The 22,542-nt window shown below is 53.9% G+C and carries 23 protein-coding genes; 8 read left to right on the forward strand and 15 right to left on the reverse strand.

Translation table 11 applies throughout. The features are described from left to right. Positions 1-49: 49 nt before the first annotated feature. A complete protein-coding gene (locus Q3O59_RS11860) occupies positions 50-2,074 on the reverse strand; it encodes an alpha/beta hydrolase family protein (protein ID WP_305945783.1) in 2,025 nt (674 codons plus the stop codon). A gap of 144 nt (positions 2,075-2,218) precedes the next feature. Between Q3O59_RS11860 and Q3O59_RS11865 the strand changes: the two genes are divergently transcribed. Both Q3O59_RS11865 and Q3O59_RS11870 read left to right on the forward strand, forming a co-directional pair. Next, positions 2,219-2,653: a DUF2784 domain-containing protein gene (locus Q3O59_RS11865; RefSeq protein WP_305945784.1), complete on the forward strand. Its 435-nt coding sequence runs from the start codon at positions 2,219-2,221 to the stop codon at positions 2,651-2,653. Continuing rightward, entirely contained in the window at positions 2,653-3,117 is a 465-nt protein-coding gene (locus Q3O59_RS11870; protein WP_305945785.1) for a YaiI/YqxD family protein, read from the forward strand. The genes Q3O59_RS11865 and Q3O59_RS11870 overlap by 1 nt, the downstream gene beginning before the upstream one ends. Here Q3O59_RS11870 and Q3O59_RS11875 read toward each other — a convergent pair. Beyond that, a complete protein-coding gene (locus Q3O59_RS11875; protein ID WP_305945786.1) occupies positions 3,112-3,324 on the reverse strand; it encodes a hypothetical protein in 213 nt (70 codons plus the stop codon). The two genes, Q3O59_RS11870 and Q3O59_RS11875, sit on opposite strands and share 6 nt — an antisense overlap. A 206-nt stretch (positions 3,325-3,530) precedes the next feature. Here Q3O59_RS11875 and tadA point away from each other — a divergent pair, with 206 nt between their 5' ends. Continuing rightward, positions 3,531-4,043, forward strand: coding sequence for a tRNA adenosine(34) deaminase TadA (gene tadA / locus Q3O59_RS11880; RefSeq protein ID WP_305946015.1), 513 nt, complete (start codon positions 3,531-3,533; stop codon positions 4,041-4,043). On the opposite strand, the gene Q3O59_RS11885 is transcribed toward tadA, so the two are convergent. The 5 genes from Q3O59_RS11885 to Q3O59_RS11905 form a co-directional block, all read right to left on the reverse strand. Further along, entirely contained in the window at positions 4,010-4,186 is a 177-nt protein-coding gene (locus Q3O59_RS11885; protein ID WP_305945787.1) for a hypothetical protein, read from the reverse strand. The genes tadA and Q3O59_RS11885 overlap by 34 nt on opposite strands. A 337-nt stretch (positions 4,187-4,523) precedes the next feature. Next, the gene (locus Q3O59_RS11890) at positions 4,524-4,808 is read right to left on the reverse strand and encodes a type II toxin-antitoxin system RelE family toxin (protein ID WP_305945788.1); all 285 of its coding nucleotides are present in this window, start codon (positions 4,806-4,808) and stop codon (positions 4,524-4,526) included. Then, positions 4,798-5,049: a type II toxin-antitoxin system Phd/YefM family antitoxin gene (locus Q3O59_RS11895; RefSeq protein ID WP_305945789.1), complete on the reverse strand. Its 252-nt coding sequence runs from the start codon at positions 5,047-5,049 to the stop codon at positions 4,798-4,800. The genes Q3O59_RS11890 and Q3O59_RS11895 overlap by 11 nt, the downstream gene beginning before the upstream one ends. Positions 5,050-5,318: 269 nt before the next feature. Further along, positions 5,319-5,606, reverse strand: coding sequence for a HigA family addiction module antitoxin (locus tag Q3O59_RS11900; protein ID WP_068998402.1), 288 nt, complete (start codon positions 5,604-5,606; stop codon positions 5,319-5,321). Positions 5,607-5,616: 10 nt separating this feature from the next. After that, complete coding sequence (locus Q3O59_RS11905) at positions 5,617-5,895, reverse strand: type II toxin-antitoxin system RelE/ParE family toxin (RefSeq protein WP_305945790.1); 279 nt, start codon at positions 5,893-5,895, stop codon at positions 5,617-5,619. Positions 5,896-6,097: 202 nt separating this feature from the next. Here Q3O59_RS11905 and Q3O59_RS11910 point away from each other — a divergent pair, with 202 nt between their 5' ends. Both Q3O59_RS11910 and Q3O59_RS11915 read left to right on the forward strand, forming a co-directional pair. Next, the gene (locus tag Q3O59_RS11910) at positions 6,098-6,370 is read left to right on the forward strand and encodes a type II toxin-antitoxin system TacA family antitoxin (protein WP_305945791.1); all 273 of its coding nucleotides are present in this window, start codon (positions 6,098-6,100) and stop codon (positions 6,368-6,370) included. Beyond that, entirely contained in the window at positions 6,367-6,864 is a 498-nt protein-coding gene (locus tag Q3O59_RS11915) for a GNAT family N-acetyltransferase (protein ID WP_305945792.1), read from the forward strand. Before Q3O59_RS11910 ends, Q3O59_RS11915 begins: the two co-directional genes overlap by 4 nt. 111 nt (positions 6,865-6,975) lie before the next feature. Here Q3O59_RS11915 and Q3O59_RS11920 read toward each other — a convergent pair whose 3' ends face one another. The 3 genes from Q3O59_RS11920 to Q3O59_RS11930 form a co-directional block, all read right to left on the reverse strand. Beyond that, entirely contained in the window at positions 6,976-7,155 is a 180-nt protein-coding gene (locus tag Q3O59_RS11920) for a hypothetical protein (protein WP_305945793.1), read from the reverse strand. 95 nt (positions 7,156-7,250) lie between these two features. Then, positions 7,251-7,628, reverse strand: coding sequence for a hypothetical protein (locus Q3O59_RS11925; protein ID WP_305945794.1), 378 nt, complete (start codon positions 7,626-7,628; stop codon positions 7,251-7,253). A 433-nt stretch (positions 7,629-8,061) separates the two neighbouring features. Further along, complete coding sequence (locus Q3O59_RS11930) at positions 8,062-8,487, reverse strand: hypothetical protein (RefSeq protein WP_305945795.1); 426 nt, start codon at positions 8,485-8,487, stop codon at positions 8,062-8,064. A 344-nt stretch (positions 8,488-8,831) separates the two neighbouring features. On the opposite strand from Q3O59_RS11930, the gene purL reads away from it, so the two are divergent. After that, a complete protein-coding gene (gene purL / locus Q3O59_RS11935) occupies positions 8,832-12,725 on the forward strand; it encodes a phosphoribosylformylglycinamidine synthase (RefSeq protein ID WP_305945796.1) in 3,894 nt (1,297 codons plus the stop codon). Positions 12,726-12,783: 58 nt separating this feature from the next. Next, complete coding sequence (locus tag Q3O59_RS11940) at positions 12,784-13,140, forward strand: hypothetical protein (protein WP_305945797.1); 357 nt, start codon at positions 12,784-12,786, stop codon at positions 13,138-13,140. 9 nt (positions 13,141-13,149) lie between these two features. On the opposite strand, the gene Q3O59_RS11945 is transcribed toward Q3O59_RS11940, so the two are convergent. The 5 genes from Q3O59_RS11945 to Q3O59_RS11965 all read right to left on the reverse strand — a co-directional run bounded on the left by Q3O59_RS11945 (position 13,150) and on the right by Q3O59_RS11965 (position 21,312). Next, positions 13,150-14,370, reverse strand: a complete 1,221-nt coding sequence (locus tag Q3O59_RS11945) for a lytic polysaccharide monooxygenase (RefSeq protein ID WP_305945798.1) — start codon at positions 14,368-14,370, stop codon at positions 13,150-13,152. A gap of 68 nt (positions 14,371-14,438) precedes the next feature. Beyond that, a complete protein-coding gene (locus Q3O59_RS11950) occupies positions 14,439-16,610 on the reverse strand; it encodes a glycosyl hydrolase family 18 protein (protein ID WP_305945799.1) in 2,172 nt (723 codons plus the stop codon). Between the two features lie 286 nt (positions 16,611-16,896). Continuing rightward, complete coding sequence (locus Q3O59_RS11955) at positions 16,897-18,570, reverse strand: DUF3300 domain-containing protein (protein ID WP_305945800.1); 1,674 nt, start codon at positions 18,568-18,570, stop codon at positions 16,897-16,899. A 148-nt stretch (positions 18,571-18,718) separates the two neighbouring features. Continuing rightward, positions 18,719-20,425, reverse strand: coding sequence for a bifunctional ornithine lipid synthase OlsF (olsF, locus tag Q3O59_RS11960; protein WP_305945801.1), 1,707 nt, complete (start codon positions 20,423-20,425; stop codon positions 18,719-18,721). Positions 20,426-20,511: 86 nt separating this feature from the next. Continuing rightward, complete coding sequence (locus Q3O59_RS11965; protein ID WP_305945802.1) at positions 20,512-21,312, reverse strand: UDP-2,3-diacylglucosamine diphosphatase; 801 nt, start codon at positions 21,310-21,312, stop codon at positions 20,512-20,514. 118 nt (positions 21,313-21,430) lie between these two features. Between Q3O59_RS11965 and Q3O59_RS11970 the strand changes: the two genes are divergently transcribed. After that, positions 21,431-22,357, forward strand: a complete 927-nt coding sequence (locus tag Q3O59_RS11970) for a 2-hydroxyacid dehydrogenase (protein ID WP_305945803.1) — start codon at positions 21,431-21,433, stop codon at positions 22,355-22,357. Positions 22,358-22,542: the final 185 nt, after the last annotated feature.

The raw sequence follows: 22,542 nt of genomic DNA on the forward strand, positions 1-22,542 counted from the left end.
GGAATTAAAAAGGCGGCACCAGGCCGCCTTCGTCACGATCTAACGTGGTTTAGCGTGGGCCGGGTTCGGCAAAACGCGTCATCCAGTCTTTGACCTGATTGTACCAATAAATGGAGTTGTTTGGCTTTAAGATCCAGTGGTTTTCATCCGGGAAGTAGATCATCCTTGACTCGACGCCACGGCTTTGCAGGGTACGGAACAACTCAAAGCCCTGACCCACCGGCACCCGGTAGTCAAGCTGACCGTGGATCACCAGGGTCGGGGTGTTGAAGTTACCGGCAAAGTAGTGCGGTGAAATGGACTTGTAAATTTCCGGGTTGTCCCAGTAATTGCCAAAACGGGTGGAGTGCACGGCAAAGTCGGCCGACATCTGTGAGTACATGTTGTACACCGCCGCATGGATCAGCAGCGCGTTAAACGGATGCTCCTGGCCCAGAATGATGGAGCTTAAGTAACCGCCATAGCTGGCGCCACCGGCCACCATCCGCTCGTTGTCGATCCAGTCTTTTTCTTTGAACCAGTCGGCAGCGCGCAGTACGTCGTACAGTGGGGCTGTTTTCCAATCCGGGTTGATGCTGTCAGCAAAGTCCTGGCCAAAGCCGCTGGAGCCGTGGAAGTTAGGCCAGGCGGTAACATAGCCCCAGGACGCAAAAGTCTGCGCATTCCAGCGGTAATGGAAACCATCGGTAATGGCGTTGTGCGGGCCGCCGTGAATCAGCAAAAACAGTGGGTATTGTTTGCTGCGGTCAAAGCCTGGTGGGTAATGCACCCACATTTGAATGTCCTGACCGTTGTGGCCCTGGTAAGTGACGGACTCATAGGTACCCATGTCGACATCGGCCAGCACCTCATCGTTAAAGTTGTCCAGTCGGGTCAGGTTGCCGTTGCGTGGGTTGATCCGCACCAGCCGTGCCGGGTACAGGAAGCTTTCGTTGGTGGCGACCAAAGTGCCATTGCTGGCAATGGCCGGACGACCAAAGTTGGTGTCTGCTGTCACAGCGCGGACATTGCCATTGCGGGCATTGATGTGGTAAATCCGCGAGGTACCGGCATCGTCAATGGCGGCGTAAAAACCACGGCTGTCGTGAGTCCAGCTGAAGTTGGACACTGAGCGATCCCAGTTGGTGGTAATTTCGCGCTCATTGCGACGGGCCAGATCCAGCAACACCAGGTTGGCGGTATCGGCATAAAAACCGTGAATGCGCTGGCGGGTAAAGGCCAGGGTTTTGCCATCCGGGCTAAACTGTGGGTTGGCATCCGGTGCTTGGTTGCCAGCGGTCAGGTTTTCAGCTTCGCTGCCACCAATGCGGGCCAGGAAAATATCAATTTTGGCATCGACTTGGTTGTCCCAGCCATTGGCGTTAAAGGCGATGTAACGCTCGGATGGGTCAATGTCGTAGCTGCCAGAGCCTTGGCTGGAGCGTGGTAACTCAATTCCCAGTGGCTGGGTAATGGCTTCGACTTCGCCACCGGCTGCCGGGATCCGAAACACATGGGCCTGGCGACGCTCATCAATCCAGTGATCAAAGTGCGAGTAAGGCAGTGCATTCCATTCCTGGCCCGAGGCTTTGTTGTCGCGGTCCGCTTTTAATTGGTCGCGCATTTCATCCCAGCTTTGCTCCGGGAAGATGCGGCTGATGAAATACAGATGCTGGCCAACCCATTTGATGCCATAAACCCCGGTGGGTACTTCTGTTAAGCGCTGGGCTTCACCCGGACGGTCCATCGGCAGCAGGTAAATCTGGCCGGCATCGTCTTTGTGACGCTGGCTGATAAAGGCCAGGGTTTTGCCGTCTGGCGAAAAGGTCGCTTCACTGACACGCAAACCCTCAGCGGTGATTGGGTGTTTGGCGGAGCCATCAGCAGCAAACCACCACAGTTGGGTGCTGCCCTGATCGGCGGGTACATCAAAACTGGTCACTGGCGCAACGATGTGCTCACCCTTGGGGGAAATCACCGGGGCGCCAATTCGTTTCAGCTCCCAGATGAGCTCGGCACTGAGTAGTTTTTGCTCTGCCAGTACTGCCGACAGCGGCAGCAACCAGCACAGCAGCAGGATACCTAGTTTTCTCACAGGCGTGTCTCCTTGGTTGATCTTATTATGGGTCGATAAAAAACAGCCCTAGTATACTAGCACAGACGCAGCCCAGAGCGGTTATTGGTCGCAGCACTGCGGGTTTTGAGCGGTTTTTGCTTTGGGTATGGTACACTTTGAAGCATGACGCCCTGGTACGAACGGGTGCCAGCCCCAGCCTTGCTGGCAGACATTGTCCTGGTGGTGCACGGCCTGATCGTGCTTTTTGTGCTGGGTGGCTTGCTGCTGACTTTAGTCGGTGGTTGGCGTGGCTGGCACTGGGTGCGCAACAGCACTTTCCGCCTGACGCAACTAGCTGTGGTGGCCGTAGTGCTGGTGCAAAGCCTGCGCGGCCGTTATTGCCCGCTGACCTACTGGGAGGTTGATCTGCGCCGGGCAGCCGGACAGGACGGTTTTGATGTTTCCTTCATCGAGTACTGGGTCTCCAACCTGATTTACTACGATGCACCCGCCTGGGTTTTTACGGTCGGCTACAGCGTATTTTTTTGTTGTATGCTGCTTAGCTGGTATTGGTTTCCACCGAGGTTGTTGCAGCGCAAGCGCTATAAGGATAAATAATGCAGATTTGGGTCGATGCCGATGCTTGCCCTGCGGTCATTAAAGATATTTTGTACCGGGCGGCGGAGCGCACCAAAATTCAGCTGACGCTGGTGGCCAATCAATCGCTGCGGGTACCGGCGTCGTCTTACATTCGTTCCTTGCGGGTAGAGCAGGGCTTTGATGTGGCCGACAATGAAATTGTGCGGCGGGTAGCGCCTGGCGATCTGGTGATCACCGGCGATATTCCTCTGGCCGCAGAAGTGCTGGCAAAACAGGGGCAGGCGCTGAATCCGCGTGGCGAGTTGTACCGGCAGGACACCATTGCGCAAAAGCTGACCATGCGTGATTTTATGGACACCATGCGCAGCAGCGGCATTCATACCGGTGGGCCGGCCAGTTTAAGTCAAAGCGATCGCAAAGCATTCGCTGCCGAACTGGATACCATTTTAAACCGCTACCAGCGCAGCAAACCGGCGCTATAGCCGGTTGATTTGCTCTTTTAATTGGTAGGATTTGTCGGTGACAATGCTTTCTAACGTGCTGACCCGCTCTTTCAAGCGCTTAATTTCATCCTCCAATGCCTGCACATCGGCTTTGTTGGTGCGGTGTTTGTTTTTGCTGTAGGTCTCATAGGCCGAGTAGGCCAGGCCGCCAACGATGGCAATGGCTGCAATTTCAAAAGGTCCCATCTGTGTTGCTCCATGTTGTTTAATTCGACGAATCTGTGTACTTACAAGCAAAGCAAAAAAGATACCAGAACTGAAATCACAATAAAATCAATGCTTTGATGAAATGTGCCTGAGCGTAAGTTCGTCGATATCGCAATATTTTAGTCTGTTTTACCACCTGTGGATGCTAAACTAAAGCGCAAAATCACCGCAAAATGCAAACAACGATGACCGACGAAGACTGGATGCGCCATGCGATGCTGCTGGCGGAGCGAGCCGAGCAGCAAGGGGAGGTGCCGGTAGGGGCTGTGCTGGTGCAGGATGGCAACATTCTGGGCGAGGGCTGGAATCAAATGATCAGTCGTAACGATCCTTCTGCCCATGCCGAAATGCAGGCCGTGCGTGAGGCGGCGGCTGCTATTGCCAATTATCGGCTGCTCGATACCACCCTGTACGTCACGCTGGAGCCCTGCAGCATGTGCGCCGGCATGTTGGTGCATAGCCGCATCACGCGTCTGGTGTTTGGGGCCAGCGATTACAAAACCGGGGCAGCAGGTTCGGTGATGGATCTGGTGCGGCATCCACAGCTCAATCACCAACTTGAGGTGACAGCAGGGGTCCTAGCAGAGGCGTGCAGCGCCCAGTTATCGGCGTTTTTTCAAAAAAGAAGGCAGGAAAAAAAAGCGGCCCGGCAGCAGGCTGCGGCTCAGGCGCCGCAGCAAGCCGGGGATGTGGGTTGAGCACAACCTTGTTGGATTTGAAAGTTACGGCGACGGCGGTGCATTTTTAAGGTTTCAATGCTGCGCTGAATACGCCGACGGGTTGAGCTGACGTTCACAATGCGCCGTTTGCGCAGTTGCACTGGTTTTTTTCGTTTCATCATAAGGCCTCCTTGGCCTGAAAATTGGGTCTAGTCAGTGGTGGTGACTTTACGCTAAAGGTGCGTTGCTGGGTCACTTATTGCTGTATAGACAAGATGGCAGTATAACAAGTTCCGTGCTGGTGAGTGGTTGTTTTTTGCTGCTGGCTGGTTGAAGGCTTGGCGTTTGCCTCACCTTAAGGATCTGGCCCCGAAGGTTATGAATACCCCAGGTACTTCCTGTTTTGAAGTAAAGACTCAGTCCCTTGTGCTTGAAAGTTCAAATCATGGATTAGAGTGTGGCGTGTTGCGCAACGATGTCAAGCTGCATGACGCCCAGTTATGCCTGTACTGGACCATCTCAGGTTCTCTTTTTGATAGATGAGTAGACCTTGCCCTTTTCCCGCTTGCCTACAGCAAGTACATACACAAGCAGCTCATCGTCAACAACCTCATAGGCTAACCGGTACCCAGCGGAGCGAAGTTTGATTTTGTACACTGAGTCATAGCCGCTTAATTTGTCAGCTGGCACTCTGGGATTTTCCATTCGCTCTGCCAGCTTTTTCTTGAACTGGCTCCTGATCGGGGCACCAAGCTTTTCCCATTCCTTCAGCGCAGCCGGAAGAAAGCGGAGCTTATAAGTCATCCAGCGACACCGTTATAGCCTGATCTTTGTCGCCACGACGTTCCTCAACAAGTTGGGTTAGCTCATAGTCGTCGATCATGTCCATCAGAGCCTCGTAGGTCTCCGCTGGAATCAGGTAGGCCGCCGGCTTGTTGTGATTTAACACTGCTATAGGTGAACCACTGGCCTGGGCAAGCAGGGCTGAAGGATTTTTCTTTAATTCTGAGATGCTTACAGAAAGGTCTGCCAATACTTGACGCATAAAAACCTCTATATAGGTCTATATTTTGGTCATATATTAGCTCATATTGGCGCTGAATGCTACGTGCTTGTACTAATAACGCTCGGCTCGATTCGAAACAAGTCGCGGTACGCTTGTTGCCGCTCAGTATCACTCGCTGCAAAGGCCAGATGCACTCGGGGAAGTCGTGCCATCACTAAACCTCTAGGTTTTGTGGATTAAATAGATTTAAGCTAAGTCTATTTTATTTTTATCTGACTCCCGAATTTCTTGTCTGGTTAAGTGTTGTTTCAGGCTGCAACAAGCTTCTTCACGTTGAGCTCTTTGCGATGCTGCTCGGCATGCCAGAGCTCATATTGCGACTGCTGATTCAGCCAGCTTTCTGCAGAAGTATCAAAAGCAATAGAGAGCCGGATCGCCATTTCGGGACTGATACCGGCCTTACCATTCAACACTGCACTCAACGTTTTTCGGCTGACTCCCAATGCCTCTGCCGCCGCCGTGACAGAGATCCCAAGGGGCTCAAGACAAAGCTCTCGCAGTACTTCACCCGGATGCGGAGGGTTGTGCATTAACATTTGCGGTACCTCAGTGATAATCTTCGTAGTCCACAATCTCGGCATCTCCGTCTTCGAACCGGAAGGTCACTCGCCAGTTACCACTAACTGTCACTGACCAAATTCCGGCTCGGTGACCAGAGAGTTCGTGCAAACGAAGACCAGGTAAGTCCATATCTTTGGCATTCGCCGCTGCATTCAATCTACCGAGAATGAGCCGAAGCCTCTTCGCGTGGGCGGCCTGAATCCCTGCAGTGCTGCCGGACTTGAAGAATTTTGCCAAGCCCTTGTGTTTGAAGCTTCGAATCATTCTTTGAATGTAACTTGTAACGTATCGGGTGTCAAATTAGCTGGGCTTGCAACCATACCTGCACGTATTAGCGCCTTAAACGTTGCATCATCACGCTGATTTATTTGTTAGCCTGTGTGCCAAAGTGACACAAAGATTGCTTATTGCGCACTTTAACACCATAATAGCCATGTGCCAATTTGGCACGGTAGGAGATAAAACTATGGCAACGACTTTGCCTCGCATCACTGCCAGAGTTGATGCCGATACGCAAGATTTACTCACGAAGGCTGCCGCTCTCACTGGCATGTCCAGTATTAACTCATTTGTTTTGAATGCGGCAATCGAAAAAGCAAATCAAGTTATTGAACGTGAGCAAGCTCTAAAGCTCAGCCAGGCGGATGCCGTATTGCTGATGGACGCTTTAGATAATCCAGCGGTAGCCAATGAAAAACTCAAACTGGCGTCAGCGCGTTATAAGAACAAAACGCAATGATGCATACGGTACTGCTTGATAAAGATAAGCACGACAGGAACCGTTTCAATTGTGGCATTGAAGCCCTCAACAATTACTTAAAGCTCATGGCGAGTCAGCACGCCAAAAAAGACAACACCAGAACCTTCGTGTTGGAAGATGCCAACAATAGCAGCCATATCATCGGCTTTTATACACTGACGATGACACCTATTGATTTAAAAGCATTGCCGGACAAGTTACAGAAGAAACACCAAGCTTCAACCTCAGGTGGTCTCATTGCTCGTTTAGCTGTCGATGAAAGATACAAAGGAAAAGGGTGGGGTGAGTGGCTGCTGATTGATGCCCTTCGAAAGCTACTGGCAGCCAGTGACAGCGTAGCGTTCCCAGTTGTCATCGTGGATGCCAAAGACGGTGCAAAAAACTTCTATCAGCGCTATGGGTTTCAAGCGTTTCAAGATGCCGAAAATAAACTCTTCATTACCATTGCTGATATCAGGGCAAGCTTAGGCTAGTTATCCGCTCACCTTTAGCAAACTAACGCAAAGCTTTTGGGCGGCTGGAGTGCAGCGTAAGCCGTCCCAGCCGCGTTAGCGGCGACAATAGCGCCTTGTTAGCCATTGATTTTAAACACTACCTGAATTTAAAAGAGAATAGAAAAAAGTCACTACAGCAATAACACCAACCAAAACCATAGCTGTTAGTGTTTTTGATTGAGCCATAGACTTTAGCAAAGCAATCAATGTGGCAAAACCAGTAATTCCAAGTGTGTAATTTACAACTTCTTCTTTGTTTTTCTGATTCACAAATATCTCCGTTATAAATAGCCGGCTAACGCCCCGCGCATGCGCGCGAACTTGTGAGCGTCGCAAGGGCCGAAGGCCCTGAATGACGCGGATTGTTAGCTACCACTGATAAACATATCAATTTGTTCTCTGTGCCAAAATTCTTGTGTTGAACCACAAGCAGTTAACCAAGTTTTTTCACCGTATCGTCCGAATACGATATAGTCAGCACCAACAAGCACCGCGCCTTCGCACATAGCGTTGAAACTCGCAGCCGAGAAAAAAACATATTTATCCGGTTTACCTTTTAGCACTTCTTTAACTTGCAGCTGGCTTTCAACAACTTCATCGGGTGTAACCGCAGCAGACATTACCCGGCCAATATAAACATAGTCCGCTTTTTCGAAATCCCGCTTAGTAATATTATTTGAACAGGAAAATGCGAATGATGTTCCTGAAATAAGCAATACAATTATTGCCAGAAAAAATCTCATAACCGTCCTAAGTAGCTAACGCAAAGCTTTGGGGCGGCTGGAGCGCAGCGCAAGCCGTCCCAGCCACGATAGTGGCGACAACAGCACCTTGTTATGTGCTTTCTGATTGATCTGATAGAGCTAAAAATACGCAGTATCCGCCCACACCAATGACAAAAGTTATGCTTAACCAGTAAAGTTCTGGTTCACTTAACATACTAAAACGAGATCCTCTCAATCCGATGGATTTATTCTCGAATGAGTAGTATGCGTACCAAAATACCAAACAGGCCATTAATAGCAAAAAATAATCTATCTTTTCTCTCGGCATTCTCAAAGTGCACTCCCTAGCACATAACGCTGCCAGCAGGCGCGACGCTGTTTGGCGTCGCTTGCCTAGCCTTGTTAGCCACCCCAAAAAAAATGCAATTATCAACCACCGCATTTTGTTATTTCAATCAACTCTATACATAATTTCTTTCTTTCCACTAAAGTTGCTTATGTATATGTACTCATTTTTATTAATATCAATTACTAAATCGCAGAATGGTTCAATTACTCCATAATTAACCTCTACACCATCACTTAATCTAATCCACTTTGAATCAATTATCTCAGTGCAAAACTCATGACCTCTACTTCTCCAAGTTCCGCGAAACTCATATTTTATGTCATCCGCTAAATCTATTCCTTTTGCTTCAAAAGTGCCATCATGAAAGAATTGAACAGTAGTATCGCATTTTTTGTCATTATGTTCTGACTCACACCACGTTCCTATTCTGAATGCATTGAAGTCGTCACTCATTCCTTTCGGTTTGATTATGTATGCAATTACCATAACCAATAATACAGCAATATATTTATATCTTATTTTGTTCATGCTACCCATCCATGATGCTAACGTCTTAGTGTTTTATCCGGCACGCAGTTCAGTGACGGATAGACTCCTGTTGAACGGACCGGCTAACTTAATTTTTGGTATAACTGATGCTAATGCAATTTGTTTTTTAAGGGAACAGCTTATTTACCGATTCAGACACATCATGTTGCGTTTTTTTCTCAAGCCTGAGCTGCTGCCTTTTTGACAAACGAACGGCTTTCCAATCACCATCTTGTGCATTGATAGGCAAATCCCACCCCAGTTGCCGCTCTATCCCTAGACAGCAAATTTCTTTATAATAGCGCGCTCAAATTCCTCGTCGTTCAACCAACGGAAAAAAGCCTATGTTGATCCTGCGTGGTGCACCTGCACTGTCAGACTTTCGAATCCGCAAACTGATGGACCAATGCCAGCGTCTGGCGCTGCCGGTTACGGAAATTTACGCTGAGTTTATGCACTTTGCCGAGCTAAGTGCCGCTTTGACTGCAGAACAGCAGCACACGCTGGAGCAACTGCTGACTTATGGCCCGGCGCTGGCCAGTCATGCCCCGCAGGGTTTGATGCTGTTGGTGACACCACGCCCAGGCACCATTTCGCCCTGGTCGTCGAAAGCGACTGACATTGCCCACAATTGTGGCTTGTCGTCGGTGGTGCGGTTGGAGCGGGGCGTTGCTTACTATGTGCAGTGCAGCGAGACCCTGACCATCAGCCAGCAGGACGCATTAAAAGCCCTGTTGCACGATCGCATGATGGAAGCGGTGTTTGATAGCCTGGAAGCGGCCGAGCAATTGTTCCTGCACGGTGAGCCGGCACCACTCAGCTCGGTGGATATTCTGGCCGGTGGCCGCGAAGCCCTGGTCGAGGCCAACAGCAGCATGGGGCTGGCACTGGCCGACGATGAAATCGATTACCTGGTCAGCAACTTCCAGCAGCTGGGCCGTAACCCGAACGACATTGAACTCTACATGTTTGCTCAGGCCAACTCCGAGCATTGCCGGCATAAAATTTTCAATGCCGACTGGACCATCGACGGCCAGCAGCAACCCAAGTCGCTGTTCAAGATGATCAAAAACACCTTTGAGCAGACACCGGATTACGTGCTGTCGGCCTACAAAGACAATGCCGCTGTGATGATGGGTTCGGAAGCCGGCCGTTTCTTCCCGGATGCGACCACCCAGGAATACAATTACCATCACGAGCCGATCCACATTCTGATGAAGGTGGAAACCCACAACCATCCAACCGCCATTTCCCCTTACCCGGGCGCGGCTACCGGCTCTGGCGGCGAGATCCGCGACGAAGGTGCGACCGGTGTCGGTGCCAAGCCCAAAGCCGGCCTGGTTGGTTTTTCGGTATCGAACCTGCGCATTCCGGGCTTTGAACAGCCGTGGGAAACCGATTTTGGCAAGCCAAGCCGCATTGTCAATGCGATGGACATTATGCTGGAAGGCCCGTTGGGCGGCGCTGCCTTTAACAACGAATTTGGCCGGCCGAATCTGGTGGGCTATTTCCGTACTTACGAGCAGCAGGTGAACAGCCACAACGGCGTGGAGGTGCGCGGTTACCACAAGCCGATTATGCTGGCTGGTGGTCTTGGCAATATCCGTGAAGATCATGTGCAAAAAGGCGAGATGAAACCAGGCTCCAAACTGGTGGTGCTGGGCGGCCCGGCGATGAACATCGGTCTGGGCGGCGGTGCTGCTTCTTCGGTGGCGTCCGGTCAGTCGGCGGAGGATTTGGATTTTGCCTCGGTGCAACGGGAAAACCCGGAAATCGAACGCCGCTGTCAGGAAGTGATCGACCGCTGCTGGCAGCTGGGCGATGCCAACCCGATTTGCTTTATCCACGATGTCGGTGCCGGTGGTTTGTCCAACGCCTTTCCGGAGCTGGTGAACGATGGCGGTGTCGGTGGCCGTTTTGAGCTGCGCAAGGTACCGAACGATGAGCCGGGCATGTCGCCGCTGCAAATCTGGTGCAACGAGTCGCAGGAACGTTATGTGATGGCGATCCCGCCCGAGCGTCTGGCGGTGTTTGAAGACATTTGCCGCCGCGAGCGCGCGCCTTACGCAGTAGTGGGGGAAGCCACGGCCGAGCAGCATCTGGTGCTGTCGGATCAGCATTTTGGCAACACGCCGATTGATTTGCCACTCAATGTCTTACTGGGTAAAGCGCCGAAGATGCACCGCGACGTTGCAAGCAGCCAGACGGCCGGCGAGCCGTTGCAGCTCGATAGCGTGACAGTGGCCGATGCCACCGAGCGGCTGCTGCGCTTACCGACCATTGCCGAGAAAACCTTCCTCATTACCATTGGCGATCGCTCTGTGACCGGTTTGGTGGCGCGCGATCAGATGGTCGGTCCCTGGCAGGTGCCGGTCGCCAACTGTGCGGTAACGGCAGCGTCGTACGACAGCTACCACGGCGAAGCCATGTCGATGGGCGAGCGCACGCCGCTGGCTTTGCTGGATTTTGCCGCCTCTGCCCGGATGGCGGTGGCCGAAGCCATTACCAACATTGCCGCCACCGATATCGGTGAACTGAAACGCATTAAACTCTCCGCCAACTGGATGGCCGCCGCCGGTCACCCGGGCGAAGATGCCGGCCTGTACCAGGCGGTCAAAGCCATCGGTGAAGAGCTGTGTCCGGCGCTTGGCCTGACCATCCCAGTGGGTAAAGACTCAATGTCGATGAAAACCCAGTGGCAACAAGATGGTGTGCAAAAAGCCGTTACTTCGCCATTGTCCCTGGTGATCACCGCTTTTGGCCGGGTCGAAGACATTCGCAAAACCGTGACGCCACAGCTTCGCACCGACTGCGGTGACAGCAGCCTGTTGCTGATTGATTTGGGCCAGGGCCAAAACCGCCTGGGCGCTTCTTGTCTGGCGCAGGTGTACCAGCAACTGGGCCAGGACGTGCCGGATCTGGCATCGCCTGAGCTGCTGCAACACTTCTTCGATGCGATGCAGCAACTGGTGCGCGAGCAGCAAATTCTGGCCTACCACGACCGCTCCGACGGTGGCTTGTTGCTGACACTGGCCGAAATGGCCTTTGCCGGTAAGGCAGGCTTTGACGTTGATATCGCAGCCCTTGGCCAGGATGATTTGGCGGTGCTGTTTAGCGAAGAGCTGGGCGCTGTGCTGCAAGTCAGCAACGACAAGCTGGCGCATGTGCAGCAGGTGCTGGCGGATCATCAGCTGGCCGCTTGCAGCCATCTGCTGGGTCGTGTCACTAACAGCGATGACATTCTGGTGCGTCGTGGCGATGCCCTGGTATATCAGCAAAGCCGCACCAAGCTGCGCTGCATCTGGGCCGAAACTACTTATCAGATGCAGGCGATGCGGGACAACCCGGATTGTGCGGAGCAGGAATTCGCTGCCAAAGCCGATCAGGCCGATCCTGGCCTCAATACCCGGTTAACCTTTGATCTGAACGCCGATATTGCCGCCCCTTACATTGCCAAAGGTGCTGCGCCTAAAGTTGCGATTCTGCGCGAGCAGGGCGTCAACTCGCATCAGGAAATGGCGGCGGCCTTTAACCGGGCTGGCTTTAGTGCCATCGATGTGCATATGAGCGATATTCTGACTGGCCGGCGTCAATTGAGCGACTTCGATGGCCTGGTGGCCTGTGGCGGTTTCTCCTACGGCGATGTACTGGGCGCCGGTGAAGGCTGGGCCAAGTCCATCTTGTTCAATGCGCAGGCGCGCGATCAGTTCGCAGCTTTCTTTCAGCGTGACAATACCTTCTCGCTTGGGGTCTGCAACGGCTGTCAGATGATGTCGAACCTGAAAAGCCTGATCCCGGGCGCCGAGCTGTGGCCACACTTTGTGCGCAACAAGTCCGAGCGCTTTGAAGCACGCTTTAGCCTGGTGGAAGTGCAGGAAACCCCATCGCTGTTCTTCAGCGGTATGGCCGGTTCCCGCATGCCGATTGCCGTTTCGCATGGGGAAGGCCATGCTGAATTTGCCAATCAGCAAGCCTTTGCTGCCGCCAACGACAGTGGCACCGTAGCACTGCGCTATCTGGATAACTTCGGCCGAGTGACTGAGCAGTACCCGGCCAACCCGAATGGCTCAGCGGCCGGTATCACCGCGCTGACCAGCCGTGATGGCCGCGCTACCATTATGATGCCGCACCCGGAGCGGGTATTCCGCACCGTGGCCAACTCCTGGCATCCGGATGACTGGCAGGAAGACAGCCCCTGGATGCGGATGTTCCGCAACGCCCGGGTCTGGCTGGGCTAATGCCGTGATTGAAAACCCGCGCTGGCGCGGGTTTTTGCTATTTTGGGGGAATCAAAGCATGCAACGGATAGGTCGGGTACTACACACAGTGCTGCTATGGCTGCCCGTGCTGTGGCTGCTTAGCAGTTGCAGCGACGCGGTGCTGGAAGTGCCGATAGCCAAACTGGTGGCAGAGCCCGAACGCTTTCATGGCCATGTGGTGGTGATCACCGGTCAGGTGCGCTCCTTTGATGAGCCCAGGCATTATTGGCTGGAAGACGATGACCATCGCAGGGTGGGCATTCACCCGGAAGCTCTGGTGCAGGATTTGGTCGGGCAGCAGGTTCGGGTTCGGGGCCGCTTTACGGCCAGCCCCACAGAAGGCAGACGGATCGAAGTGCATCAATTGATCCGGCTGCCTGAGCAGAATGACTAAAAACGCCGCTTAGAAAGCGCAGATCTCGGTCCAGCTTTCGTCCGAGCCTGGCTCTGACTGAGTCCACCAGTTGGCGCGGTACAGCACCTGCTGGTGTTGCATCAGATCGCCAGACGCTGCATGGCTGGGGTTACCCGCCCAGTCATTTTGTGGCCAGTTCGGGTAAGCCGGAGCCGTGGCCGGATCATGACCCTGGCAGTCATCCGGCACCGGGTTGGTTTCACCGGCCCGGATATCCAGATTCACAAAGTAGCTGTTATCCGATAAGTAGAAACGATTGCTGGCTAAATCCGGGCTAAGCTGCACGCTGTTGTTGCTGAGTACCCCAATCTGGATCAGCGAGCCGTGCTGGGCATTGACCTGATTGGCGATATCAAAGGCCCATTGCTGCGGCAACTGGGCGGCATTGATGGTCCAGCTTTGGTCCAGCAATTCCTGGCCCTGGCTGTCAAACACCCGCAGCTGGGCACTGTCGCCTGCCGCTACCGGGATTTGCAAATCAACAAAGGCACCTTTATCAAACCAGCTTGGCGGTGGATCGACCGGATCGCTGCCGCCACCACCGCCGGTAAAGAGCAAATCCGAGCAGTTGTAAAAACCTTCACCGACCACATCATTGCGCTGCCAGCGGGTGTACAGAATGGCTGGACCGGAGCGGTCTTGTGGCAAGGGCACATCGAAGAAATAGTAGCCAGCTTCAGCTGGCGTATTGCCGGTTTCATAAATCAGTTCGAGATCGTCCCAGTGCAGTGGACGGGCTGCCGGGTCAATACCTGGCTTGGTCAGGTAAAACTGCCAGAAACTCGGGTTGTGCGGGGTGGTGGCGCGAAAACGCACCGGCAACACCGGAGTTTGTGCCAGATTGATTTCGGTTTTTTGCCAGTGACTGGAAGCGATGTTCATGCCGGCTTTGCGATCATCATTGGCTGCGCACAGGGTGCCATCTGGAATGGCGGCACGTACTGCAGCCATGTTGTGGTAATCACGGATGTTGATGGCAAATTCATGGTGCTGGGTGTACATGTAACCGCCGGATTGCTGAAAAGCCGCGCGACAGGCCAGGTTGGATACACCGGAGCCATCGGCCGGCCACCAGTAGCCGCCATCTTCTTTGCAGATTTGCTGACGGGCCTTGGGGTATTCGACGTAGCCATGCGCCAGCAAGGCCGGGCTGGCCAGCAAGGTGGCGATGGCAAGCAGTCGTCGGGAATGGGTGATGACATGGTTCATGGAGTTTCTCCTTATGGTTGTAATGCGGGGCCAGGCCCCGCTGTTGGTTTTTTCGTGTTGCTATCAATCTACTGTGCCGGGTGGCCTAACCCCTGATGCATCGAGTTCAGGATGGCGCCGTTATCGGCATCAATTTCCCAGGCGAAAATGCCGCCCAGCTGATGCTGCAGGATGTAACTGCCTTTTTCCCGCACCGAGCGCTTGGTATCCAGGCTGATCAGGGTGTTGGTGGTGGGGTTCCAGACATAGCTGGCCTTGGCTTCATCATCCCAGCCGACGGTAAAGCCGTTGATGCCACTGGCCTCAGGCCCGCCCATAAAGTCGGCTTCGATGGCTTTGTAATCCATGATGCCGCGCTCCCAGCCGCCGCTGATGCCATCGCCGCCAATGCCGGTAAAGGGGTTGTCAGCCACCACGCCACTGACGTTGGTCCAGCCGCGGCCATACATGGCGGCACCGAGCGCAATTTTCTCTGCCGGTACGCCACGGTTCAGCAGGTACTGCACCGCTTCGTGGGCAGAGAAACCTGCGATGGGGGAGTTGTCGGATGGGTATAGGCCGGTCATATGGCCCAGGGTACCGCTCCAGGCGCCGTAGTAGTCGTAGGTCATCAGGTTGATGAAATCCATGTACGGATGGGCATCTTCCCAATCGACCATACTGAGCTTTTCTATACCTCCGCTCATGGCGGCTGCCAGCTCGTACTCGCGGCCGGTTTCCAGGCTGAGTGCATCCAGGGCTTCACGCAGTTCGCGCATCAGAATGACAAAGCCGGCCCCGTCTTGTGGGCTGCCGAGCTCAGGCAAAGCACCACCGCCTCCCGGAAATTCCCAGTCGATGTCGATGCCATCGAAGAAGTCGTAGGTACGGATAAAGTCGATCATCGACTCGATAAAGACGGCTCTGGCGGCTGGATCCACCCCAATGTCGTACAGCGGATCAGACAGGGTCCAGCCACCCACCGACGGCAGGATTTTGACCTCAGGATGCGCCCGTTTCAGCCGGTACAGTTCGGCAAAGATACCGCGGATCGGTTGATCCCAGCGATCGCCCGGGTAGGATTTTTCCAGCGCGGCAAATTGGTCGTGCACCACCACGCTGTAATCCGGTTTGTCCTGGCACTGGCTGTTTAAGGCGGCATAGCCCTCCGGGTTGGCCTGACGCAGCGATTCATTCGGGCCGCAAACCGGGATAAAGCCATAGTAGATGTGGGTCAGGTTTTCTGCCGGAATATCGGCCACATGGTAGTCGCGGCCATAAATGCCCCATTCGACGAAGTAAGCGGCCACTTTTTTACCTGTGGTGTTCTGGTAGCTGCGGTTGCGCTCTTTCAGTGGGTGCGGCCAGTAGGTCATGTCCAGATCGGTCCAGGGATCAAAGTCTGGATTGGTACCGCCACCTCCGCCGCCACCGCCTGAGCCTGCGGAGACGGTGACGGTTGTGGCATCACTGTCGGTACAGAGCAGGGCAGAGCTGCTTTGCTGGCAGAGGCTAACCCGGTAGTGGTACTGGCCGGTTTGGCCGACATTTACCTGCACACTGCCACTTTGTGCCTGTTGGCCACTGGGCGTCAGCGAGGCACTGTGGATCACGGTGTCGTCTTGTTTTAATTGCCACAGATTGCCGTTGTTGCCCCACCACATATTCCAGCTGATGGTAAAACTGGCCGTTCCGTCGTTCAGAGTCTGGTTGTTGTCGAGCCAGGCTATCACCGGTTTGGCCGGGGCCATCGGATCCTCGGGTTCAGGCTCGACCGGGTCCACCGGATCGACTGGGTCTACTGGGTCTACTGGGTCTACTGGGTCTACTGGGTCTACTGGGTCTACCGGATCGACCGGATCGACCGGATCGGTCCCGCCTGCGCCATGCACCTGAATGGTGGTGATGCCGCTCGGCTGGCAGTGCTCTGCTGTATCGCTGACCAGGCAGAGCTCTACCTGGAATTGGTAGCTGCCTGGTTGCGTCAGGGTGAGATTGGCCTGGCCGCTTTGGGCTTGCTGGCCGTTGGGGCTAAGTGCAGCACTGTAGACAACGCTGTCATTTTGCAGCAATCGCCATTGATTGCCATTGCTGCCCCACCACATATCCCAGTGTACCGGGATAGTGACGCTGCCATTGTGCAAATCGAACTGGGTCGGCATCCAGCTGATTTGTGGCGTGCCTGGTGTTGCTGCCATGGCACTTGTGGTGACGACAAAAAATGTACTGGCCAGGCAAAGCTGGTTGAATGGGTGTCGCATGGTGTCCTCCAATTGGAACATTGTTCTTGTTGTATGCCCCTTCTTTGGTGAAGGGTAAGTCAACATGCGGAACGATTGTCTGCCTGACGGACGGCTCCCTGTTGCTGTAACGTTTGGCATGCAGCCATTAACTATTAATCAATTGACAGCGTTGTCAAATGATAAAATAGTGATAAATAGCTAAATAACTGAAATGATTGATTAAAAAGTTTACGTTCCTGTGACGGGAAATTTTACAGCGATTGGCCGCTACTGAGGTGTAGCGGCACTCGGTGGCAGGTTATTGCTATTCGATCTGACGCTGACGTCGCTCTGTCGGTCGGTTGCGGTTTCGCTCCGAGGACTGTGGCCTGGATTGTGGCTGCGCCCGCTCCACTCTTGGCGCTGAGGATTGAGCCCGGACCTGAGGCCTCACCTGGGTCGGAGCCGAGCTCTGTGTGCTGCGGACTTGCGGCTCGACCGCTCGTTGCACCCGCGGTGGCTGAGCTGCTACCTGACGAACAGACTCCGGTTGTCGGATACGGCGCTGCTCGGTGGCTTGCACTCTTGGCTGGTTCTGCTGCGCTCTGAGCTGGTTTTGAGGCACTGTGCTTTGCCGCTGCTCTGTAGGTACGCTGGGTTGTCGCTGCGCAGAGCCAGTTTGCTGAACAGGCTGTTGCCAACGGTTGGCACCACGGTACTCCGAAGCTTGTTGGCGTTGTTGCTGCACATCACGTCTTAGCGTCTCTGTTGAGCGCGTCTGGCTGCCTGTGGCCTGACGATCCGCCTGCTGCTGACGTTGCTGCTGGTGAGCCGGTTGCGCCGACTCTGTCTGGCGTTGTTGTAGCTGTTGGCGGCGTTGCTGCAGATTGCTGTCTCTTAACTCGCGTGAACCCGTCGCTCGCAGGCTGCTGGCACCTTGCTCGGTGCGTCCTGTGTTTCGATGCTCCGTGTTGACTCGGTCTCGGTGCCCACTGCTTTGCCGTCTGGTTTCGGTAGCCTGACGGCGCTCATGCGTCCTTGAGCTGGTGGTAAAGTCCCCGCTTGGTTGTTGCCTTGGACGACGCCATTCTCTGGAGGGGCTGGCAGGGCCTCGCACTTCACGGGTATGACTTCTGGGCCTTGGATCGTATTGGCGGCTCAATGTTTCCCGGCGATAGACGACACCACGACGGTGCACCGGGTTGTGCTGCCAGCGCTGGCCATGGTGAATATGCACCACCCGCCTTGGGTAATAACGTGGGGGGTGGTAGAAGTGATGGTGATTGACGATCACATGGCGGTGATGCCAGTGGAAACTGCTGAAGTAAAAGCGTGGGCTGACCCGATAAGATGGACCCCAGTAAAATGCACTGTAGCTGTAGGAAGCACCGGGGTAGTGCCAGTAATAAGGCGGGTGATGTGGCCACCACCAGTCGCCATAGACCACACGGGTGTTGTAATAGGGCACATAAATCACTTCACGCTGGCGTGGCTCAATGATAATGACTTCCTGTTGCTGCTCGACCTCACGCTGCACGACGATGTGCTCGACGTCATCCAGAGCGCCATGGGCGTAGGCACGCTGCCGTAGCTGCTGAATGCTCAGCATCACCCAGGCTTCATCGGTTAAAAAGATTTCGCCCAGTTGCTCCAGCCATTCCAGATCGTCACTCATGCGCTGCAGTAAATCAGGGAAGGCGACCAGGGCTTTGACACTGGGATCCCAGGGCTGCTGTTCGACGCGCTCCAGCGCGGTTTCAGGATCCAGCTCCTGATGACGCTCTGCCCAGCGAGCAGCCTGAACCACTTCCAGTGGGTAGGTGGAGGCAATCAGCACATGGCTGAGGATGGTATCCGGGTAGAGTGCAATTGGGGCGAGCAACTGATCGAGTTGCGCTTGCTCTTCTGTTTCCTGAACACTGTGCGCAGGCAGGCTAAACAGCAAGACGCCCAGCACTAGGGAAAGCCACCAGCCGGTTGTCACTTTGAAGTCAGACATGGTCTGTCCTCCTTGGTTTGGTCCGAAGCCCAGGTATCTTAACAGGGCTGCAGGTTAAGCGTGCACAGCACGGTATTGCTTAATTTATAGACGCTGTAAACTTAACTTAACCTGAACTAACAGGCAGGAACAAGAACCGGCAGGGGAGTTAGGGCATATAGCGTTGTTTTTTATGCGCTTTAATTTTGGTCAGATCCACCAGTACCAAACCATCCATGCAATCGGCAAAGGCCGGATCGATGCCAAAATCCAAAAAGTGCGCCCCCCCTGGCTCACAAAGCTCGCTGTATTGCTTGTAAAGGGTAGGAACGGTCAGCCCCATATTGGCCAGCAAATGCTTTAACTGGGTAAAGTCGGCTCCATAGTCGGTGCCCGAGAAGTGCTGCCGCAGTTCGGGCAGCAGTTGCTCACTTAACAGGTAAGGGTGGCGCGAGACAGCAGGCGATTGTGGGTGGTGAAAGTACAAGTGATAAAAATACACCATCAAATCCCGGGCGGCTTTCGGGTAGCTGTTGGATAAGCTGACTGCACCATAGAGGTAGCGTATGTCGGGTCGTGTTTTCAGATAGGCTCCAATGCCGTACCAGAGGTAATCCAGGCTGCGCTTGCCCCAATATTTAGGTTGGACAAAGCTTCGGCCCAGTTCCAGACCCGCAGCAAGGTAGGGCTGCATTCCTGCGGAAAAGTCGAATAAGGCATCGCAGTACAGCCCTTGTTGGCCTTGCGTTGCCAGCACCTGAGCGGTATCGGCAAAGCGGTAGCTGCCGATGATCTCGAGTTCTCTGGGATCCCATAAAATCAAATGCTGATACCAGCTGTCATAGGGATCGCAATCCCGGCGTTTGCCGCTGCCTTCACCAACAGCGCGAAAAGCGATTTCGCGCAAGCGGCCAATTTCACGCAGGATGGGCGAGCTTCCCTGATGCTGGTAGAGATAGATTTGTTTCTGATCGGCGGTTTCCCCCAGCAACTGGCAAGATTCGACCGCTTTTTTCAGCGCCTTGCGGTCTTCCGGTAAGGCAATGCCGCTTTGGGTTTTAAACAGCGGGGCTTTGTCACTGGCCAGACGGTACAAATGCTTTTTAAACAACTTGGCTCTGGATTGCGGCTCCAGTGCCAGGCTGGCAAAACTTTCAAAGGGGATCAGCTCACCAATGCGAATGTGCAGCTGCTTTTGGCGTTGGCGAAACATTTCCCGCACCAGCATCAGGGTCGCCAGCGGTTTGTACAGCATGGAAACGCAGTAAAACTGCCAGGAGTTTCGGCCTTGCAGATGAATCGGCAAGATGGGGGCTTTGGCCTGCGTTGCAAAGCGCAGGAAACCATGCTGCCAGCGACCATCCCGGATGCCATTGGGCTTTAAGCGGGAAACTTCCCCGGCGGGAAAAATAATCAGGGCTCCTTCATGCTGCAAGTGGCCGCTGATTTGGGTTAACAGCTCGCGCCGTGTCTTTCCTTGCATCGCATCGACAGGAAACAGCAAGGGGTGCAGTGGCGGCAGGGCCATCAGCATTTGGTTGGCAATAATTTTGACGTCGGGCCGAATGTCGCTGATCAGTTTGATCAGTGCCAGACCATCCAAAGAGCCAATCGGATGGTTGGCAATAATGACCACCCGGCCATCGGCGGGTATCCGTTCCAGCTCCTGCTCACGGACTGTGGTTTGAAACTGAAAGTAATCCAGGACTTGTTCGACAAAGTCCAGTCCTTGCAGGTGCGGGTAGTGCTCGGCAAAGTGGATGAAGTCTTTTTCATGCAGCAAGCGTCGTAGCAGGAAGGTGCCAATTTTACTGAGAAAGGGCCTGGTGGTGAGCTGCGGCATTTGTTGCTGCAGCATTTGTTCAACATTGAACATGATTGACGTCCTGCAAACCGGAGGCTTTCACACTAAAGGCTGGTTGTGGCAGTTTGATGGCGTTTGTATGACCTTTCGATGACGCCTCAGGCGACCTTGGTCAGTGACGAGACCCGACCTGCTTCGGCTTCAGGCCAGACCGCAATCTGCTGGCAATGCTCGGCGCAGTGATAGAGTGCCAGGCTACCGTCCGGTGTTTCAACCAAAGCGGTACAGCTGTCAATCCAGTCGCCATCGTTGCAGTACAGGATGCCGTCTTGCAAGGTAATTTCCGGGTGATGAATATGGCCGCAGACAATGCCATCGTAGCCACCGCGCTTCGCTCGTGCGATGGCGGCATCGCGGTAGCGCGCTATGGCCTGACGGGCTCCGGGAACTTTGCTCTTAATCAGCGCCGATAAACTAAAATAGGGGCGGCCTAACAGCCGGCGCAGGCGTTGGTTCCAGCGGTTTAAAAACAACAGCAGATCGTAAAGGTGATCGCCAAGCCGGCGATGCCAGTGTGCCAGCTGCACATGCTTGTCAAACTCATCGCCGTGCACCAGCAACAAGCGTTGACCACTCAGGGTAATGTGTTGGCTGCGCAGCTCAACCTGAATGGCGCCAAAGTTTTTACCGGCATAGAGTCGGAACGCTTCGTCGTGGTTGCCGGGCACATAAATAATTTCGGTGCCTTGCTCTGCCATTTTCAGCAATTGGCGCACCACCTGGTTCTGTTGTACTTTCCAGAACACCTGGCGCTGCATGGCCCATAAATCCACGATATCGCCGAGCAAATAAATTTTGTCGACCTGGCATTTTTTTAAAAAGCTTAGCAGGTAGCCTGCCTGGCAATTTTTGCAGCCCAAATGAATGTCGGATAAAAACAAGGTTCGGCAGTTTAGCATCAGCTGGCACCATGGTATCTTTGGGACTGAGTCAGTCTGTTGTTCTACTGCGACAGCGGGATGACAATAGACTTAACTTTTTATGACAACGTTTTGTTGTGACAATAGGGAAGGCTCGATGATGTCGTCGATAGCACTGGTCATTCCGGATAGGGATCTAACCCCCTTGGTTGCTGCTTTGCAACAACGCTTGCCGGGAGTGTCCATCCAGCAGTGGCCTGAAATCAAACAGCCTGAGCGGGTAGAGTTTGCTGTGGTCTGGAAACAACCGGCGGGCAGTTTAAAAGGTTTTCCAGCACTGAAAGCGATTCAGAGTTATGGCGCCGGAGTGGACTCCATTTTGCGGGATCCCCATCTACCCGCAGTACCGCTCAGCCGGATTGTTGATCCAAAGTTAGCCGCTGCCATGATCGACTACCTGGACACAGTGGTGGCGATGTATCGGTTGCGGCTGGATCTCTTTGCGCAGCAGCAGCGGCTGGGGCAGTGGCGGCCGAAAGGACGGCGCAAACTCAAGCAGCTCTGCGTATTGGGACTTGGTGAGCTTGGCAAGGCAGTTGCAACGCATTTTGCTGCGGCTGGCTTTCAGGTTCAGGGCTGGGCGCGAACTCCCAAAGCCTGGACGGATGTGACCACATACAGTGGTGAGGAGGGCTTTGCTGCGGCAGCTGCGGATGCAGATCTGGTGATCTGCTTATTGCCGCTGACCGCGGCAACGGAAGGCTATTTGAATGCGCAGCGTTTAGCGCAGCTGAAGCCAGGGGCCATTTTGATCAATGTTGCGCGCGGCGCCATTGTTGACGATAGGGCTTTATTGGCTGCGTTGGATCAGGAGCAGCTGGCTGCTGCCTGTCTGGATGTATTCCAGCAAGAGCCGTTGCCGGCAGAGCACCCTTTTTGGCAACACCCCAAAGTGACGGTGACGCCTCATATTTCAGCCGTGACCAACATTGAAACGGCAGCGGATCAAATTGCTGAGAATTATCGGCGCAGTCAGGCGGTTCAGCCCTTATTGCATCCGGTTGTGCTGGAGCAAGGGTATTAGCGGGTTTCCACCCTGGCACGCAAAACCAAAGACTGTATAAAAATACACCTGTTGTAAATAAACTACAAGTTGTCTACACTAACCAGCGGCTTAATAAGTTAAGCTAACTTGCTCACAACAATAAAAAATTAAGCGCTGAGGTATGTTTTATGAGTAAAGCGTCCAGTCGTGGTTTTGGCTTTACC

It is taken from the genome of Alkalimonas delamerensis, from assembly GCF_030717955.1.
Taxonomy (GTDB): domain Bacteria; phylum Pseudomonadota; class Gammaproteobacteria; order Enterobacterales; family Alteromonadaceae; genus Alkalimonas; species Alkalimonas delamerensis.